The sequence below is a fragment of the Bacillus sp. FSL H8-0547 genome (assembly GCA_038002745.1).
Classification (GTDB): Bacteria; Bacillota; Bacilli; order Bacillales; family Bacillaceae; genus Bacillus_P.
The window spans coordinates 1,147,790-1,163,870 of sequence record JBBODD010000001.1 but is presented as its reverse complement, the minus strand read 5'-3'; the positions used below and the strand labels follow the sequence as shown (position 1 = coordinate 1,163,870).

At 46.6% G+C, this 16,081-nt stretch carries 19 protein-coding genes; 11 read left to right on the top strand and 8 right to left on the bottom strand.

The window, feature by feature from the left end; all coding sequences use genetic code 11:
* Positions 1 to 4: 4 nt before the first annotated feature.
* Positions 5 to 907 carry a TIGR01777 family oxidoreductase gene (locus MHB63_05640; protein MEK3806060.1) on the bottom strand — a complete coding sequence of 301 codons (903 nt, stop codon included), beginning with the start codon at positions 905 to 907 and terminating at the stop codon, positions 5 to 7.
* A gap of 163 nt (positions 908 to 1,070) precedes the next feature.
* Here MHB63_05640 and recX point away from each other — a divergent pair, with 163 nt between their 5' ends.
* Positions 1,071 to 1,883 (top strand): recombination regulator RecX, encoded by an 813-nt coding sequence (gene recX / locus MHB63_05635; protein ID MEK3806059.1) that lies wholly within the window; start codon positions 1,071 to 1,073, stop codon positions 1,881 to 1,883.
* Positions 1,884 to 1,888: 5 nt separating this feature from the next.
* On the opposite strand, the gene MHB63_05630 is transcribed toward recX, so the two are convergent.
* Entirely contained in the window at positions 1,889 to 2,545 is a 657-nt protein-coding gene (locus MHB63_05630) for an SDR family oxidoreductase (protein MEK3806058.1), read from the bottom strand.
* Positions 2,546 to 2,616: 71 nt separating this feature from the next.
* On the opposite strand from MHB63_05630, the gene MHB63_05625 reads away from it, so the two are divergent.
* Positions 2,617 to 2,958, top strand: a complete 342-nt coding sequence (locus MHB63_05625; protein MEK3806057.1) for a YfhH family protein — start codon at positions 2,617 to 2,619, stop codon at positions 2,956 to 2,958.
* 37 nt (positions 2,959 to 2,995) lie between these two features.
* Here MHB63_05625 and MHB63_05620 read toward each other — a convergent pair whose 3' ends face one another.
* Together MHB63_05620 and MHB63_05615 are read right to left on the bottom strand one after the other, a co-directional pair.
* Positions 2,996 to 3,154, bottom strand: coding sequence for a YpzG family protein (locus MHB63_05620; GenBank protein MEK3806056.1), 159 nt, complete (start codon positions 3,152 to 3,154; stop codon positions 2,996 to 2,998).
* A gap of 32 nt (positions 3,155 to 3,186) precedes the next feature.
* Positions 3,187 to 3,348, bottom strand: coding sequence for a small, acid-soluble spore protein K (locus MHB63_05615; GenBank protein MEK3806055.1), 162 nt, complete (start codon positions 3,346 to 3,348; stop codon positions 3,187 to 3,189).
* Positions 3,349 to 3,447: 99 nt separating this feature from the next.
* Between MHB63_05615 and MHB63_05610 the strand changes: the two genes are divergently transcribed.
* On the top strand, positions 3,448 to 3,717 hold the full coding sequence (locus MHB63_05610) for a YfhJ family protein (protein MEK3806054.1): 270 nt from the start codon (positions 3,448 to 3,450) through the stop codon (positions 3,715 to 3,717).
* 37 nt (positions 3,718 to 3,754) lie between these two features.
* Here MHB63_05610 and MHB63_05605 read toward each other — a convergent pair whose 3' ends face one another.
* A complete protein-coding gene (locus MHB63_05605) occupies positions 3,755 to 4,735 on the bottom strand; it encodes a metal-dependent hydrolase (GenBank protein MEK3806053.1) in 981 nt (326 codons plus the stop codon).
* A gap of 235 nt (positions 4,736 to 4,970) precedes the next feature.
* On the opposite strand from MHB63_05605, the gene mutY reads away from it, so the two are divergent.
* Positions 4,971 to 6,065 (top strand): A/G-specific adenine glycosylase, encoded by a 1,095-nt coding sequence (gene mutY / locus MHB63_05600; GenBank protein MEK3806052.1) that lies wholly within the window; start codon positions 4,971 to 4,973, stop codon positions 6,063 to 6,065.
* A gap of 28 nt (positions 6,066 to 6,093) precedes the next feature.
* Here mutY and MHB63_05595 read toward each other — a convergent pair whose 3' ends face one another.
* A complete protein-coding gene (locus MHB63_05595) occupies positions 6,094 to 6,318 on the bottom strand; it encodes a hypothetical protein (protein ID MEK3806051.1) in 225 nt (74 codons plus the stop codon).
* Positions 6,319 to 6,407: 89 nt separating this feature from the next.
* On the opposite strand from MHB63_05595, the gene fabL reads away from it, so the two are divergent.
* Positions 6,408 to 7,160, top strand: coding sequence for an enoyl-[acyl-carrier-protein] reductase FabL (gene fabL / locus MHB63_05590; protein MEK3806050.1), 753 nt, complete (start codon positions 6,408 to 6,410; stop codon positions 7,158 to 7,160).
* 83 nt (positions 7,161 to 7,243) lie between these two features.
* Positions 7,244 to 7,429 (top strand): gamma-type small acid-soluble spore protein, encoded by a 186-nt coding sequence (locus MHB63_05585; protein ID MEK3806049.1) that lies wholly within the window; start codon positions 7,244 to 7,246, stop codon positions 7,427 to 7,429.
* A 1,272-nt stretch (positions 7,430 to 8,701) separates the two neighbouring features.
* Here MHB63_05585 and crtI read toward each other — a convergent pair.
* Both crtI and MHB63_05575 read right to left on the bottom strand, forming a co-directional pair.
* Complete coding sequence (crtI, locus tag MHB63_05580; protein ID MEK3806048.1) at positions 8,702 to 10,210, bottom strand: phytoene desaturase family protein; 1,509 nt, start codon at positions 10,208 to 10,210, stop codon at positions 8,702 to 8,704.
* Between the two features lie 21 nt (positions 10,211 to 10,231).
* The gene (locus MHB63_05575) at positions 10,232 to 10,783 is read right to left on the bottom strand and encodes an isoprenylcysteine carboxylmethyltransferase family protein (GenBank protein MEK3806047.1); all 552 of its coding nucleotides are present in this window, start codon (positions 10,781 to 10,783) and stop codon (positions 10,232 to 10,234) included.
* A 206-nt stretch (positions 10,784 to 10,989) separates the two neighbouring features.
* Between MHB63_05575 and MHB63_05570 the strand changes: the two genes are divergently transcribed.
* From MHB63_05570 to MHB63_05550, 5 genes are all read left to right on the top strand, one after another.
* Positions 10,990 to 11,247, top strand: a complete 258-nt coding sequence (locus MHB63_05570; GenBank protein ID MEK3806046.1) for a YgaB family protein — start codon at positions 10,990 to 10,992, stop codon at positions 11,245 to 11,247.
* Between the two features lie 137 nt (positions 11,248 to 11,384).
* Positions 11,385 to 11,915, top strand: coding sequence for a DUF402 domain-containing protein (locus tag MHB63_05565; GenBank protein ID MEK3806045.1), 531 nt, complete (start codon positions 11,385 to 11,387; stop codon positions 11,913 to 11,915).
* A 132-nt stretch (positions 11,916 to 12,047) separates the two neighbouring features.
* Positions 12,048 to 13,790 carry an ABC transporter ATP-binding protein gene (locus MHB63_05560; protein MEK3806044.1) on the top strand — a complete coding sequence of 581 codons (1,743 nt, stop codon included), beginning with the start codon at positions 12,048 to 12,050 and terminating at the stop codon, positions 13,788 to 13,790.
* Positions 13,791 to 14,076: 286 nt separating this feature from the next.
* Positions 14,077 to 15,114 carry an ABC transporter ATP-binding protein gene (locus MHB63_05555; GenBank protein ID MEK3806043.1) on the top strand — a complete coding sequence of 346 codons (1,038 nt, stop codon included), beginning with the start codon at positions 14,077 to 14,079 and terminating at the stop codon, positions 15,112 to 15,114.
* Positions 15,095 to 16,063 carry a dipeptide ABC transporter ATP-binding protein gene (locus MHB63_05550; protein ID MEK3806042.1) on the top strand — a complete coding sequence of 323 codons (969 nt, stop codon included), beginning with the start codon at positions 15,095 to 15,097 and terminating at the stop codon, positions 16,061 to 16,063. The genes MHB63_05555 and MHB63_05550 overlap by 20 nt, the downstream gene beginning before the upstream one ends.
* Positions 16,064 to 16,081 lie beyond the last annotated feature (18 nt).

Genomic DNA, 16,081 nt, shown 5'->3' with positions numbered 1-16,081 from the left:
TGACCTATCTTGATTTTAATAAGTCTGACAAAGCGTCTTCAAGTAATGGAAAGGAAAAAGTAAAGCCGTTTTCTGCCGCTGCCTTCGGGATGACACGCTGCCCTTCAAGGACAAGAATGCTTCGTTCCCCAAGAGCCATTTTCAAGGCAAATCCCGGGGCAGGAATCCAGTGGGGGCGGTTCATCACTTTTGCTGCCGTTTTTCCGAATTCTTTCATCTGCACCGGATTTGGCGAAACGGCATTCACAGGGCCTTCTATTGTGCTGTCGTTCATGACGAAATGTATAAGTCTCACTACATCATGTATATGAACCCATGACATCCATTGTGTGCCTGAGCCCACTGTCCCGCCGGCAAATAATTTATATGGAAGCAGAATGGCTGGAAGAGCTCCTTTATCACCGAGGATAATCCCGAAGCGGACAAATACGGTGCGGACACCAAGTTTTCCGATTTCCGACGCTTCCTGCTCCCATTTCATGACGGTCTCTGACAGGAAATCAGAGGCGCCGGGATTAGATTCTTCCGTAAATGTCTCGGTCTCTGACGTTCCGTAAATGCCGACTGCGCTTGCATTTACATGGACTTCAGGTTTTTTCTGGAGGCTGTCGATGATTCTGTATACTTCCCGGGTGGTTTTGATTCTGCTTTCCACGATTTCTTTTTTATTTTCCTCTGTCCATCTGTCGTTGATGGATTTGCCTGCAAGGTTGATAAAGGCATCAATGCCCTCGAGTTCTTTCTCAGGAGCAGCGCCGTCTGTCATCCATTCAACGAAGCGCACGCCGCTTTTTTCGCTTTCTTTTTTTGATCGCGTTAAGATCAGTACTTCGTTTCCATTATCTGCGAGAAAGGCAGTAAGCTCGTTTCCGACAAAGCCCGTTCCGCCTGCGATTGCTATTTTCACGGTCATCACTCCTTGTTATTCTCTTTCCTTATAATTCAGCACTCAAACCCCAATAATCCTTTTTAATATGCTCTGCTGCAGAAAGTTTTTTGTGAAGACGGAAGGAGTGCTTTTTAAAAGGTGCAAAAAGGGAAATGTGATAAAATAAAGGGGAGGTGTTCCTATGCCAACAATATCGAAAATAACGACTCAAAAGAGCAGTGAAGAACGGTTTAATGTGTTTTTGAATGATGGCAAAGGTGAAAAATTCGCCTTCAGCGTCGACCAGAACGTTCTATTAAAGTTTGGCCTGAAAAAAGGCCTTGAACTGGATGAGATGGAGATTCTTGAGATCCAGTACGGGGATGCGGTTAAAAAGGCGTTTAACAAAGCGATTGAATTTCTCGGATTCAGAATGAGATCAGAGAAGGAAACGGCCGATATGCTCCTGAAAAAAGAGTACCCTGAATCGGTTGTGACAGAGGTTATCCATCAGCTTCGGCATTATAAATATGTTAATGACAGTGAATTCGCGGATGCATTTGTGCGGACGCACTGGAAAACCGGGGGAAAGGGACCCGGCGTGATTAAAAGGGAGCTTTCCTTAAAAGGGATTGATAAAGCAACCGCTGAGAAGGCGTTGGAGCAGTATACAAAAGAGGATCAGATTGAACAGGCAATGGTTCATGCTGAGAAAACGGTGAGAAAAGAAGCAAAAAGCTCTACTGTTCAGACGAAGCAGAAAATAGAGCAGACACTGCTTCGAAAAGGGTTCAATTTCGATGTCATTTCAATCGTCACGGAAGAAATGACCTATGAGAACAATGACGATGAGGAATATCAGTCTCTGGTGAAGCAGGCAGAAAAACTTCAGCGGAAGTACGCCAAAGAAAAGCCGTCTGCATACCGGCTCAAGATGAAGCAGGCGCTATACAGAAAAGGATTCCAGATCGACATGATCGAACGGTTCCTGAATGAAGAAGAAGAGCAGGACTGAACGCCCTACTCCACAATGATTTCAGGTCTCCCGTCATCAAGACTGTATATTTTTTCTGCGATAACGTCGGGTGACCGAAGCCGCGATTTATCTTTAATATGATCGGTTTCGTTCCAGAACGGAGTGTCCATGCCTCCCATGTAGGCTCCCGACAGAACGATGCCTGTTCCTTCATATTCTTTCACAAGGCTCTCAGTAAAGCCCCTCAGGGCAAATTTGGAGGCGCAGTAGGCACTTTCATTCACTTTGCCTCTGAGGCCTGCTGTTGAGATAATGTTCACGATTTTTCCTTTTTCTTTGAAATGCTTTAGAAATGCCTGTGTTAAAAGAATGGTGCCAAACACATTTGTATCGAGCATTTCTTTGATTCGATCAGCGGGCATGTCCGTGATTGGACCAAAGTGGCCCACTCCTGCGTTATTGATCAGCGCAGTGACAGGATGACGGCTGAAGAGGGTGTCTGTCAGCCGTTCAATCTCCGCATGAGACCTTATGTCAAGCTCATATGTAAATACCTGCTTATCAGGCAGCAGCTGTTTTGTTTCCAGCAGCTTTTCCGTGCTGCGCCCGAGAAGAATGATCTCGTCAAAATCCCTGCTGTAGGCCAAGGCGAGTGAGCGTCCGAGTCCTGAGCCTGCACCTGTGACGACTAGTGCTGTCATAAAATCACTCCTATAGATGTCATACATTTATTTTATCCTTTTAAAGGGCAAAAAAGAAAGGAAGTACCATCATGCAGACAAAACGCTACAGCACGATGACAGAATATGAACTGAAAACAGAAATCGCCGCTCTTTCCGAGAAAGCCCGCAAAGCGGAGCAGCTAGGCATGGTCAATGAATTTGCGGTGCTTGACCGCAAGATTACGATGGCAAAGGCCTATTTGCTTAATCCCGATGATTTTAAGCCTGGGGAAGTGTATGAAATAGAAGGTGCACCGGGCTCATACTTTAAAATTGACTACATGAATGGTGTATTTGCGTGGGGAAACCGTCTTGACTCTCAGGAATCAGAAGAGGAAGGTATACCGATTTCCATGCTTGGACGAAAAAAAGAAGAAAACGAACCACGCTGAATCTGATTCATTCAGCATGATTCGTTATGCGTTTAGCCTATGATCTTTTTCGTGTCTGACGCTCGAGAATGATTAAGTCCTGAGTCTGCTGCGTCTGCCCGTTTACCTGTGCATGCGCATGCTTTGGGTTGGCCCAAGGCTGCTGAAACGGATTAGCCATTCGATTTTCAAAAAACTTTTTGTGTGTTGACCCCATTATAAGCACCTCCGCAAAATGTGTGCAGTCTTTTAAAACTGATTTTCGCGCTCGCCGGAAGCTCTCATGCGTTCCTGCGGATGTGTGTTGATGGTTCCGTCGGCCCGTTTGGACGCGAAATCATCTTTTGCTCTTGGCTCTCCTTCAAACTTATTGCTTGACTGGATCGGAAAGTCTTTCGCTTTATTCCGCATTCGTATGACCTCCAATGGGTTTAAACTAGCTTCATTCGAAGCCTACTTATAGTATGTGATGCTTCCGCAAAAACTATAAACAGAACGGGGTGATGAAAAATGGAAATGTATCACGACCGGCTTGCCCGGCTGCTTATGGAAAAAAATCCTGCCCTGTCCTATGACAAGGCGAGAACATGGGTTGAATTGCTCTGGGATGACTTTGAGACAACGTACGCCAAAGCGGGGGAGAAGTACCGCGGAAAAAACATGACGGAAAAGATCGTCACGCAGTGGATTGTCAATTACGGAGACAAGCTGCACCAGTTTTTGGCGACGAATCCGAAATACAGTCATCTGCTGAATGACAGCGACGGCATGCTCCATTAAACGAAAAAACTTGGCTCCATAGAGGAGGCCAAGTTTTTTATTCCGGCAAAAGGTCTAATTTTTTCCTGAGCTTTTCTTCACTGAAGATCCAGCCGGTGTAAGAACTGACAATGTTCAAGTCCTGATCGAGCTGGACGATGGCGACAAAGGGATAATGTCCCTTGCTTCTGTATCTCAGATCGATAAATTTCACTTCATAGTGGTCTGTATACTCATCCACTTCCCACCTGTACACGGGAGAGAAAGACAGAAAGGCCGAAATGTTTTCATCCTCTTCAGCAGCCTGAATGATGGCCGTCTGCGGGACGGGAACCCGGTCATACTCATCAAGTATCGTTAGTTTTCCGTTCAGCGACCGTCCCACATAGAAATGTGATTTTGTAATAATCGCTACGCGCCACCGTCTGAATTTCATCGTCGGGGAAATGATGATTTTTTCCACTTCGCTGTATTTTTGATGGATTTTTTTCACAATGCTTCTTTTCATAAAGAAGCGTAAAATGTAATAGAAAAACACGATGACAAATACAGTCAGAAACGTGTACCCTGCAGGTGTGCCGAAAACCCAGGACAGAATGCCTGCACAGTAAATGGCAAACAGAATCGGGTCAAACGTGTTGATCATGCCGAGTGCCACCCATTTGTGGGAAAACGGCCTTAGAGCCTGCGTGCCGTACGCGTTGAAAATATCAACGAAAACATGCAGCACGACGGCAATTGTTGTCCATATCCCAAGATGCAGCAAGTTCGAGCCGGGGAAAAGCCAGTACAGCAAGCCGGTTATGAGCACCGACCAGAGAATAACAGCCGGAATCGAATGGGTGATGCCGCGGTGATTGCGGATATATTTTGCGTTATTTCGGAATTTGAGTATCGTATCAAGATCAGGAGCCTGTGAACCGGCAATCGCTCCAATCATGACTGCCTGAGCTGTTACCGGGTCTGAACCGACAGCGGGATCCAGTGTCGCAAGTCCGCCAAGGGCAATGCCCATCACAACGTGTGTGCCTGTATCCACTTTGCAAAACCTCCTGTCACATTCTTATGAAGACTGAGCTTTTCCTATCCCTTGATGAAAAGAATAAGTGTGCTCTTTATGGCATTTTGCATGGAACGGCATGAAAGAGTCAAACACTAACATGCTTTCCCTTTTTAAATACGGATAAATGCTGTATGATTTCTAAGTTGAAAACAAAGATACCCTTTTATTTTCCCAAATATCCAATAAAAATAACATGAGAGGAAAGATAAATATGCTTGATGCAGCCGATAAGAATCTGCACTCATTACATATAGAAGATTTCAGGCGCGATTTAATCTCATGGTACCTGCGCGAAAAAAGAGATCTGCCGTGGAGGCTTGACCAGGATCCTTATAAGGTGTGGGTGTCTGAGATCATGCTGCAGCAAACAAGGGTGGACACGGTCATTCCTTATTTCCTGAACTTTACGGAGAAATTTCCGACTCTTGAAGCCCTTGCAGCAGCTGATGAGGAAGATGTGCTGAAAGCGTGGGAGGGGCTTGGTTACTACTCGCGCGTCCGGAATCTTCAATCTGCTGTTAAAGAAGTCGTAAGTACTTACGGAGGCATCGTGCCAAATACGCCTGAGGAAATCAGCAAGCTGAAAGGTGTCGGTCCCTACACAAAAGGGGCGATCCTGAGCATTGCATACGGGGTGCCTGAGCCCGCTGTTGACGGAAATGTCATGAGAGTCATGTCGCGTATTCTTTCAATCTGGGAAGACATCGCGAAACCGAAGACAAGAACCATTTTTGAAAAAATTCTGTATGAAGTCATTTCAAAAGAACAGCCGTCTGAATTTAACCAGGCACTCATGGAGCTTGGTGCAATTGTATGTACACCGACGTCGCCATCCTGCCTGATCTGTCCTGTGAGAGAACACTGCCAGGCATTTGAAGAAGGGGTTCAGACAGAACTTCCGGTGAAAAGCAAAAAGAAAAAGCCAAGACCGGTAATGATGGCAGCTGCTGTACTGAAAGACGATGCCGGAAATTTCTATATTCATAAACGTCCATCATCAGGACTGCTTGCAAACCTGTGGGAGTTCCCGAACTGTGAAACAGAAATTGGGCTGCTTTCTCAAAAAGAGCAGCTTATTAAGTACTTGCATGAGGAATATGAAGCGGAAGCCGAGCTTGAGCCCCTGTCAGGAACCATTCAGCATATTTTTTCCCATCTCGTCTGGAATATCTCTGTTTACGCTGGAAGGCTGAAGCCGGGCAGCAGCCCCGATAATCTTTTAAAAGTAACAGAAGCAGAAATGCAGAAATATGCCTTTCCCGTGTCCCATCAGAAAATTTATCAGATGACGGAAGTGCACAAATAAAATCCGGCCGGTTGCGGCCGGATTTTCGTCAATCATAGCTCACTCTGGTTCCGTGGGTGTAATCCGCCTCGCCGCGCTTAAGACCTCCGCGCGCTTCAATCTCCTCCATAATTTCACGGTGGATCGTCTGGCCCTCTGCGTTTAAATACGGCATCATCTGCTGAAGCCCGTGGTGAAAGTATGCAAGCTCACTGTCTTTCCATTCGTGTATGGACATCATTGACAGTTCCGTCATATCTCTGCCTACGTACATGATGAATTCCTCCTCTACTACTCGCTTTTCCTATTGTTTGATACAATAAGGGCAACTATACGAACTACTGCATTGAAGGAGATGTCAATATGAACCAGAACAAAACCGCTCTAATTACAGGAAGCAGCCGCGGCATCGGCAAAGCAATCGCCCTCCGCCTTGCCAAACAGGGCTATAACATCGTAATCAACTATGCGCGCAGCAAAAGCGCCGCCCTGCAGACAGCGGAAGAAATTGAAGCACTTGGAGTTAAAGCGCTTGTCGTGAAAGCGAATGTGGGCAAGCCTGAAAAAATTAAAGAAATGTTCGCCGAAATCGATGAGACGTTCGGCAGACTTGATATTTTCGTCAATAACGCTGCATCAGGCGTTCTCCGTCCTCTTATGGAGCTTGAAGAAACGCATTGGGACTGGACAATGGATATTAACAGCAAGGCCCTTTTATTCTGTGCCCAGGAAGCGGCCAAGCGCATGGAGAAAACCGGCGGAGGAACAATTGTCAGCATCAGCTCCCTCGGCTCCATCCGTGTACTTGAAAACTATACAACTGTAGGCGTTTCAAAAGCTGCGCTTGAATCATTGACGCGCTATCTTGCTGTAGAGCTTGCGTCCAAAAATATCGTGGTCAACGCCGTATCCGGCGGAGCGGTCGATACAGAAGCACTCAAGCATTTCCCAAACCGCGAAGAACTGCTTGCTGATGCAAGAAGAATGACCCCTGCCGGCAGAATGGTCGAAACAGAAGACATGGTTGATGCCGTTGAATTCCTTTGCTCGGAAAAAGCTTCGATGATCAGAGGACAGACCATTATTGTAGATGGCGGCCGCTCTCTTTTGATGTAAATCGGTCCGGAAAAAAGATCGAAAAAAAAAGCGGATATAAAAATCACCTCCGGGACATGATAAATTTCGTGGAGGTGATAAAGATGGCAAACCAACAACAAAACAACAAAACACAATCTGGCACAAGCGTGCAACACGTGAAACAACAAAACGCTCAAGCTGCTCAAGGTCAACAACAATACGGTGCTGAGTTCGCAAGCGAGACTGACGCTCAACACGTAAAGAAGTACAACCAGCAAGCTGAAGCTAAAAAGAACCAAAACTCATAATAAAACCGTTAAAAAAACGAAAAGAGACACTTCTCCCTTGTGTGGAGAGGTGTCTTTTTTGTTTGTGGGTGGGGAGCGGGCTTAATAAATGAGAGTTGAAGGGTCAAACAAGGTCGCATATGACCCTTCAGAGCAAAGCAACAGAGCTGAAGGGTCAAAACAAGGTCGCATATGACCCTTCAGAGCAAACCAATAGAGCTGAAGGGTCAAAACAAGGTCGCAAATGACCCTTCAGAGCAAAGCAACAGAGCTGAAGGGTCAAAACAGGATAGCTTATGACCCTTCAGAGCAAACCAATAGAGCTGAAGGGTCAAAACAGGATAGCATATGACCCTTCAGAGCAAACCAATAGAGCTGAAGGGTCAAAACAAGGTCGCAAATGACCCTTCAGAGCAAAGCAACAGAGCTGAAGGGTCAAAACAAGGTCGCATATGACTCTTCAGAGCAAAGCAACAGAGCTGAAGGATCAAAACAAGGTTGCATATGACGCTTCAGAGCAAACCAACAAAGCTGAAGGGTCAAAACAAGGTTGCATATGACCCTTCAGAGCAAAGCAACAGAGCTGAAGGGTCAAAACAAGATCGCATATGACCTTTCAGAGCAAACCAATAGAGCTGAAGGGTCAAAACAAGGTCGCAAATGAACCTTCAGAGCAAAGTAACGGATATCACTTGGTTAGTGGTACTGATCGGAGAAAATGGAACCATCAACAGAGAATTTTGTTTGGTTGGTGGTACTGATCGGAGAGAACGGAACCATCAACAAAGGATTTTGTTTGGTTGGTGGTACTTGTAGGAGAGAATGGAACCATCAATAGAGGAAATCGTTTGGTTGATGGTACTTATTGGGGAGAAAGGAACCCTCAACAGAGGAAATCGTTTGGTTGGCGGCACTTATCGGAGAGAACGGAACCATCAAAAGCGAATTCCGTTTGATTGGTGGTACTTATCGGAGAGAATGGAACCATCAACAGCGGATTTCGTTTAGTTGGTGGTACTTATCGGAGAGAATGGAACCATCAACAGAGGATCTCGTTTGGTTGGTGGCACTTATCGGGGAGAATGAAACCTTCAACAGAGGATTTCGTTTGGTTGGTGGTACTGATCGGAGAGAATAGAACCCTCAAAAGCGGATTCCGTATCCTTGGCGGCACTTATCCCAAAGAATAGACCACCAAAGCCCGGTACTCGTTAGCTTAATGGTCCTTAAAAATATACACAAAAAAACACCGCATCACCCCAAAAGGCAACGCGGCATTCAATATACATAAACCTATTTCACAGCAGCAAGCTCATTCTCTTTAATCAAATCCGCTGTCAGCTGGCCGGAGAGGGTGACCATCGGTACGCCTCCGCCTGGGTGCGTTGAGCCGCCGACAAAGTACAGGCCTTCGTACAGCTGGCTTTTGGACGGGATTTTGAACCCGCTGTTTTTCTTCTTGTCTGATGCGACTCCGTAGATGGATCCGCCGTTTGGACCGTAAAGCTCTTCAAGGTTCTCGGGGGTAAAACGGTATTCAAATTCGATGGAGTCGCGGAGTCCGGTCATGCCCATCCGCTCGAGTTTGTTCAGGACAAGCTCTCTGTATTCGTCCCAGTCGAAGCTTGTTTTGGCTCCTTCTTTTAGAGGAGGGACGTGCGTCAGCACAAAGAGGTTGTCTTTTCCTTCAGGCGCCTGGCTTGCGTCAGATCTTGCGGAAATGCCGATATAAACGGTCGGGTCATCTGCCGGAACCCCTTGATCAAAGATTTGCTGGAATTCCTTTTTCGGATCTTCTGAGAAGAAGAAGTTGTGGTGTTTTAAGTTTTCAAACTTCCGGTCTGTCCCAAGCAGAAGCACGAGTCCGGATACGCTCGGGATGAAAGACTTGCCGAGCTTTTTCACTTCACGCTTCACTTCCCCGGTTGACGGGGCAAGGTTCCGGTAGGCCGGAATGGCTTCCAGGTTTGAAATGACGACATCAGCGCGGTAAACATCTCCGCTCTCTGTCACAACGCCCGTCACTTTTTTGCCTTCGAGCTCAAGGTGGGCAACAGGTGTGTCTGTTTTCACTTCGATTCTCAGTTCGTCCATGACTTTCTTCATGCCTTCTGCGATCTCATACATTCCGCCTTTTACGTAGTAAATGCCGAGGCCGAGCTGCACATAGATCAGCTGATTCAGTATCGCCGGGGCGGAATATGGGTTTGAGCCGACGTACATGACAAAGAAGTTGAAGAGCTGCTGAAGGTGCTTTGAATCAAGATATTTCTCTGTTCCATCGGCAACCGTGCTCAGCGGATCCATCGCCATCAAGTCTTTCAGTGTGTGGTGTTTTTTCAGATCTTTCAGGTCTTCAAGGCTGTATTTGTAAAAGCTTTTCAGACAGAGATCATACATTTTTTCGCTGTAGGAAAGGAGACTGCTCATGCTGCCGTGCGGTTCGTTCGACACCTTTGCCATCTCGGCGATCATCGTCGGCAGGTCGCTTGATACATCAATGGATGTGCCGTCTTCGAAAAAGGTGCGCCACTGAGGTTCCACACGTACAACGGTTATGTAGTCTTCAAGATGCCTGTTGACGCTTTTAAAGAGCTTCTCAAGCACCCACGGCATTGTCAGGATGGAAGGGCCAGTATCAAACGTAAAGCCTTTCCCGGACCTGCGGTTAAGCTTGCCTCCGACATTGCTGTTTTTCTCTAAAACTGTCACATCATAGCCGTCTGCCGAAAGTCTGATTGCAGCAGACATGCCTCCAAGTCCTGCTCCGACTACAACGGCTTTCTTTTTTTGATTTAACATGCAAGCACCTCCAGGTAATGGTTAATATATAGGCGGAACAAGGCGGTATCTTTTCTCTGCCCAGCTCCGGTATTCCTCTCCGTAAGCTTCGATCAGCATCTTTTCTTCAATTTGAATTCTTTTAAGAAGGCCAAGAGCGGCGGCTGTCCCGCCTGCGCCTGCAAGCACCGCATTGCCGAGAGAAAGGCATATGCCGATGATAATGAGCAGGAGTCCTGTATAGAGAGGATGCCTCAGCCTGCGGTACGGGCCGGAGCTGACAAGCTCATCCCCTTTGCGGAAGGATACATGGCGGGTAAACTGCTCTTTCAGGTGAAAAATCCCCCAGTATCTCAGAAGAACCCCTGATGCATATAGAACAATGCCAGCCCCATGAACAAGGGTACTGCCGACATAAAAGATGTTCCATTCCCTCATCAGTACAGCCATTGAAATTGTGAGGGCAATGACTAAAAGCAAAAAAGGATAGGAGCGCCTTTCCTGCATTTCACCCTCAGAAGTTCCCCTGTTCCGGAAAAGAATGAATTCAGCCATCCAGCTGACGGTGATCACTAAAAAGAGAAGGGAAATCAAAGAACGGCTCATCTCCTTTGAATAGGATTACAACTTTTATCCAATTCCCCTATTTTATGACCGGCAAACCAATTAAAGCGCATAGAATGTGCTGAGCCCGCCCAAAATTTTTCCGACAAAACCTCCGATTCCTCAACAGATAAAGTCAAAGGAGATCCGCTCCTGCAAAACGAATTGGTATAGCGGACAAATAAGCGGAGGTGCAAATGAACTTGAAGGAATTTGATGCATTGGTGGGCCGCCAGCTTGAGACAATGGATAAGCTGCTGGATCTCCAGGGAGAGATTGAGAGATGCCAGGAACTGAAAGAGCAGCTGAGCAATCTTCCGGGTGAAGCGTGCGGGGATATCCAGATGGAAATTGAGATCATGAAAGAGGAGCTGCAGTCCATTCAGAAGGTTTTTCAAAAACAGACAGAAGAGGTTATCCGGTCCTATCAGATCAGGGAGCCTCTGCATAAATGACCGACCATAAGAGTCTCCGGTATACGGGCGGCTCTTTTATTTTCTTTTTTAAACGGCAGGCGGTATAATGGTAAAAACGAAAAGTTGACAATCTTTGCTTATTTGCGGAGCGGCGATATAGAAAGTAGGGGAGCAAAATGGGATTTCCCAAGGAAGGAGACAGCATACAGATACATAGTTACAAACATAACGGGCATATCCACAGAATCTGGGATGAGACAACAGTCCTGAAGGCAAGCGGGCACTGCATCATCGGCGGAAACGACCGGACGATCGTAACGGAATCTGACGGAAGAACATGGATCACCCGGGAGCCGGCCATCTGTTACTTTCATACAAAATACTGGTTCAATGTAATTGGCATGATCCGGGAAGACGGAATCTACTATTACTGCAACATCAGTTCGCCATTTGCATGGGATGATGAAGCCCTTAAATATATTGACTATGACCTGGATGTGAAAATTTTTCCCGATATGACGTACATCATTCTTGATGAAGATGAGTACGAATATCACCGTAAGAAAATGAATTATCCGAATGTGATCGACTTGATTTTAAAAAGCAATCTTGAAAAGCTGCTTCGCTGGATCAGACAGCGGAAAGGTCCTTTTTCACCTGACTTTATCGATGAGTGGTACGAGCGCTATCTGACACATGTGAAATGACAAGCACAAGACAAATGAATGGGTTGTTTTTTTAAGAGCCTGTTTTCTAAAGCAGGCTCTTTCTGCATGGGGTCGGCATGAACCGCGCGCAAAAGCACAAAATAAAAAGAAATGAGAGGGGGAGACAAAACCTTGAGTTCAGTTAAACGCTACATGAAATTTGTTAAACCCTACAAATGGCAGATTACAGGGACAATCGCAATTGGAATCATTAAATTTTCCATACCTCTTCTTACGCCCCTGCTTCTTAAATATGTAGTAGATGACATTCTCGGCGGAAACATGTCCGCTGATGAAAAAACGGGAAAGCTGTTCGCCATCATGGGCATCATGTTTGCGATCTTCCTGCTGGCAAGGCCGCCGATTGAATATTACAGACAGTATTTTGCGCAGTGGACAGGTAGCAAAATCCTCTATGATATAAGGGATAGTTTGTTTACCCATCTTCAAAAGCTGAGTCTGCGCTACTATGCGAATACAAGAGCGGGAGAGATTATTTCCCGCGTCATCAATGATGTGGAGCAGACGAAAAACTTTGTCATCACAGGGCTTATGAACGTGTGGCTCGATATCTTTACGATTGTAATTGCGGTCATTATTATGTTCACGATGGATATTAAATTGACACTAGTCTCAATCGTGCTGTTTCCGCTGTACGGTTTTTCGGTGAAGTATTTCTACGGAAGACTTAGACATCTGACAAGAGTGAGATCGCAGGCGCTTGCTCAGGTTCAGGGACATCTTCATGAAAGGGTGCAGGGGATGCCTGTCATCCGAAGCTTTGCAATTGAAGATCATGAACAAAAAGAGTTCGATAAGGAAAACCATAACTTTTTAAACAAAGCTATTGATCATACAAGCTGGAACGCAAAGACCTTTGCCGTAGTAAATACGATTACGGACGTTGCCCCGCTGCTTGTCATTGGCTTTGCGGCCTACCAGGTCATTCACGGGAACATGACAGTTGGCACCATGGTGGCGTTTATCGCCTACATTGATCAGCTTTACAATCCGCTGAGACGCCTTGTGACATCTTCCACAACGCTGACGCAGGCTCTTGCGTCTATGGACCGCGTCTTTGAGCTGATTGATGAAAAATACGATATAACAGACAAGCCTGATGCGAAAGAAGCAAAAGACATCAGCGGCACCATTAAGTTTGACCGTGTTTCCTTTAAATACGATGAGAAGGAACCGATGATTCTTGAAGACGTATCACTTGAGGTAAACAGGGGAGAAACCGTTGCGCTTGTTGGAATGAGCGGCGGCGGAAAGTCGACTTTCATCAGTCTGATCCCGCGGTTTTACGATGTAACCGAGGGCAGGATTCTACTTGACGGCACAGACATCCGGGAATACCGCGCACAAAGCCTGAGAGATCAGATTGGCATGGTGCTTCAGGATACGTTCTTGTTCAGCCAGACTGTGAAAGAAAATATTCTGATCGGGAAGCCGGGAGCCACCGATGAAGAAGTGTTTGAAGCGGCAAAAGCTGCGAATGCACACGACTTTATCCTTGGTTTTCCTGAAGGCTACAACACAAAGGTCGGCGAGCGGGGAGTCAAGCTTTCGGGAGGGCAGAAGCAGCGCCTTGCCATTGCAAGGGTCTTTTTGAAAAATCCGCCGATTCTTGTGCTTGATGAAGCAACCTCGGCACTGGATCTTGAAAGTGAGCATCTTATTCAGGAAGCTCTCGAGAAGCTTGCTGAAGACAGAACGACCTTCATTGTTGCTCACAGACTGTCGACCATCACACATGCCGATAAGATTGTCGTGATGGAAAACGGGAAGATTGTCGAAGAAGGCACCCACGCCGAATTAATGGAAAAACAGGGCCACTATTATTCCCTGTTCCAGATTCAGCAGCTGGATTAACCCATATTTTTCTATCATAATAAAAATACTTTTCAGCAGATATAAAATGCTAAATTAAGTAAAAATAAGCAGTCCTTTGCGGACTGCTTATTTTTTATGCTTCAAATGACATGAATTTCACCATATTCACCGTCTTATGGAAAAGATAGGTACAGATGGAAATAGGAGTAATGAACTATTTTAATATTTAGAATTTTTAGTCTATAATTTGTACATATCCAAATTTTAAGTAGTTTTAATAGTATCTTACAGAAATAACATGACATAGCGGGTCACCCGGCTTCATATGCTGTTTAGGGTGTCCAAACTGGGGGTGAGCGGTCTGTCGCGGGAAAAGATTTTGGAAATCAAAGATTTGAGCATTACGTTCCTGCAGGGAAAAGAAGAAACGCGTGTCGTTGATTCGATCAGGTTTGACGTACATAAAGGGGAAGTTCTCGGCATTGTCGGAGAATCCGGCTGCGGAAAGAGCGTGACCTCCCTATCCATTATGGGGCTGCTGCCCCAAAAAACTTCAAAGCTCTCAGGTGAAATTCTGTTTCAGGGGAAAGATCTGCTGAAGCTGAACGAAAAATCGATGCGCAAACTGCGGGGAAATGAACTGGCGATGGTTTTTCAGGAACCGATGACCTCGCTTAATCCGCTGTTTAAAATCGGGAACCAGCTTGAAGAGTCTCTCCGCGTTCATTTAAGCCTGACGAAAAAACAGGCGAAAGAGCGGGCGATTCAAATTTTGAAGCTCGTCGGCCTGCCGCGCCCTGAAGAGCTTTACGGGGAGTATCCGCATCAGCTTTCAGGCGGAATGAGGCAGCGCGTCATGATTGCCATGGCGATGATCTGTGATCCGAAAGTGCTGATTGCAGATGAACCGACAACGGCGCTTGATGTGACGATTCAGGCTCAGATTCTGAAGCTGATGAAGGATCTGAACAAAAAAATGGATACCTCCATCGTGTTTATCACCCATGACCTTGGTGTGGTCGCGGAAATGTGCGACCGAGTCATGGTCATGTATGCCGGACAGGTTGTGGAGGAAGGCAGCGTCAAAACCATCTTTAAAAATCCGAAGCATCCGTACACAAAGGGCTTAATGAAATCTGTTCCGGACATCCGGAAGAAAAATGAACGGCTGTATTCCATCTCGGGCCAGGTGCCGCGTCCGGGCACTGTGCAGACAGGCTGTCTGTTTGCAGGCCGCTGCGAATATGCGATGGCAGAGTGCGTGAAGCATTCGCCTCCGCTTTATAAACTGCAGGATTCGCACCAGTCGAGATGTTTTTTAGCGAGAGAGGAGGCTTTAGAGCATGACGAAGCCTTTGCTTAAAGTAGAAAAGCTCACAAAGCATTTCCCGATTACGGGAGGGGTTCTCGGCAGAAAAGTGGGAGCGGTAAAAGCGGTTAATGACCTGTCCTTTGAAGTGTACGAAGGAGAAACCCTAGGGATTGTCGGGGAATCCGGCTGCGGCAAATCAACGATGGGGCGCCTATTGCTTAAGTTGATTGAGCCGACAGACGGATCGGTCTCCTTCCGCGAGGAGCAGCTGTTAACGAAATCTCCTAAGGAAATGAGAAAAATGAGGCGGGAGCTGCAGATGGTCTTCCAGGATCCTTATGCTTCCCTGAACCCGAGGATGACCGTTGAACGAATTCTTGAAGAGCCGCTCATTGTCCACGGAATCGGCAGCAAAGAAGAACGCCGCAAAAAGGTGAAAGAGATGCTTGGGATTGTCGGGCTTGATGAAGCCTACGGCAAGCGCTACCCTCATCAGTTCAGCGGAGGACAGCGCCAGAGAATCGGGATTGCAAGAGCGCTGATGACAAATCCGAAGCTCATCATTGCAGACGAGCCGGTCTCTGCCCTTGATGTATCCATCCAGTCGCAAATCCTGAATCTGCTGAAGGATCTGCAGAAGGAATTTTCCCTGACGTATATTTTCATCTCCCATGATCTCGGGGTTGTCCGCCATATAAGCGACAGACTCGGAGTCATGTATTTAGGCAGTTTAGTAGAACTTGCAGACAGCGAAAAGGTGTATGCAGATCCGCTGCACCCGTACACGAAGGCGCTTCTGTCGGCTGTGCCGCTGCCTGATCCGGAAGCGGTAAAAGAGCAGATAGTGTTAAAAGGGGATCTTCCTAGCCCGTCTGACCCGCCAAAAGGGTGCGCGTTTCACACGAGGTGCCCGGCATGCTTTGAACCATGCATGGTCAAAAAGCCGGAATGGAAGGAAGTTAAAGAAGGTCATTATGTCGCATGTCACTTGTATGAGTGACACGGGACGTGATTGATA

Coding starts and splice junctions, on each gene's coding strand:
- MHB63_05565 (MEK3806045.1), top strand. CDS start 11,385: ATGGGATTTCCCAAGGAAGGAGACAGCATACAGATACATAGTTACAAA.
- crtI (MEK3806048.1), bottom strand. CDS start 10,210: ATGTTAAATCAAAAAAAGAAAGCCGTTGTAGTCGGAGCAGGACTTGGA.
- MHB63_05610 (MEK3806054.1), top strand. CDS start 3,448: ATGGAAATGTATCACGACCGGCTTGCCCGGCTGCTTATGGAAAAAAAT.
- MHB63_05595 (MEK3806051.1), bottom strand. CDS start 6,318: ATGTACGTAGGCAGAGATATGACGGAACTGTCAATGATGTCCATACAC.
- MHB63_05555 (MEK3806043.1), top strand. CDS start 14,077: ATGCTGTTTAGGGTGTCCAAACTGGGGGTGAGCGGTCTGTCGCGGGAA.
- mutY (MEK3806052.1), top strand. CDS start 4,971: ATGCTTGATGCAGCCGATAAGAATCTGCACTCATTACATATAGAAGAT.
- MHB63_05620 (MEK3806056.1), bottom strand. CDS start 3,154: ATGGGGTCAACACACAAAAAGTTTTTTGAAAATCGAATGGCTAATCCG.
- MHB63_05615 (MEK3806055.1), bottom strand. CDS start 3,348: ATGCGGAATAAAGCGAAAGACTTTCCGATCCAGTCAAGCAATAAGTTT.
- MHB63_05630 (MEK3806058.1), bottom strand. CDS start 2,545: ATGACAGCACTAGTCGTCACAGGTGCAGGCTCAGGACTCGGACGCTCA.
- MHB63_05625 (MEK3806057.1), top strand. CDS start 2,617: ATGCAGACAAAACGCTACAGCACGATGACAGAATATGAACTGAAAACA.
- recX (MEK3806059.1), top strand. CDS start 1,071: ATGCCAACAATATCGAAAATAACGACTCAAAAGAGCAGTGAAGAACGG.
- MHB63_05550 (MEK3806042.1), top strand. CDS start 15,095: ATGACGAAGCCTTTGCTTAAAGTAGAAAAGCTCACAAAGCATTTCCCG.
- MHB63_05570 (MEK3806046.1), top strand. CDS start 10,990: ATGAACTTGAAGGAATTTGATGCATTGGTGGGCCGCCAGCTTGAGACA.
- fabL (MEK3806050.1), top strand. CDS start 6,408: ATGAACCAGAACAAAACCGCTCTAATTACAGGAAGCAGCCGCGGCATC.
- MHB63_05585 (MEK3806049.1), top strand. CDS start 7,244: ATGGCAAACCAACAACAAAACAACAAAACACAATCTGGCACAAGCGTG.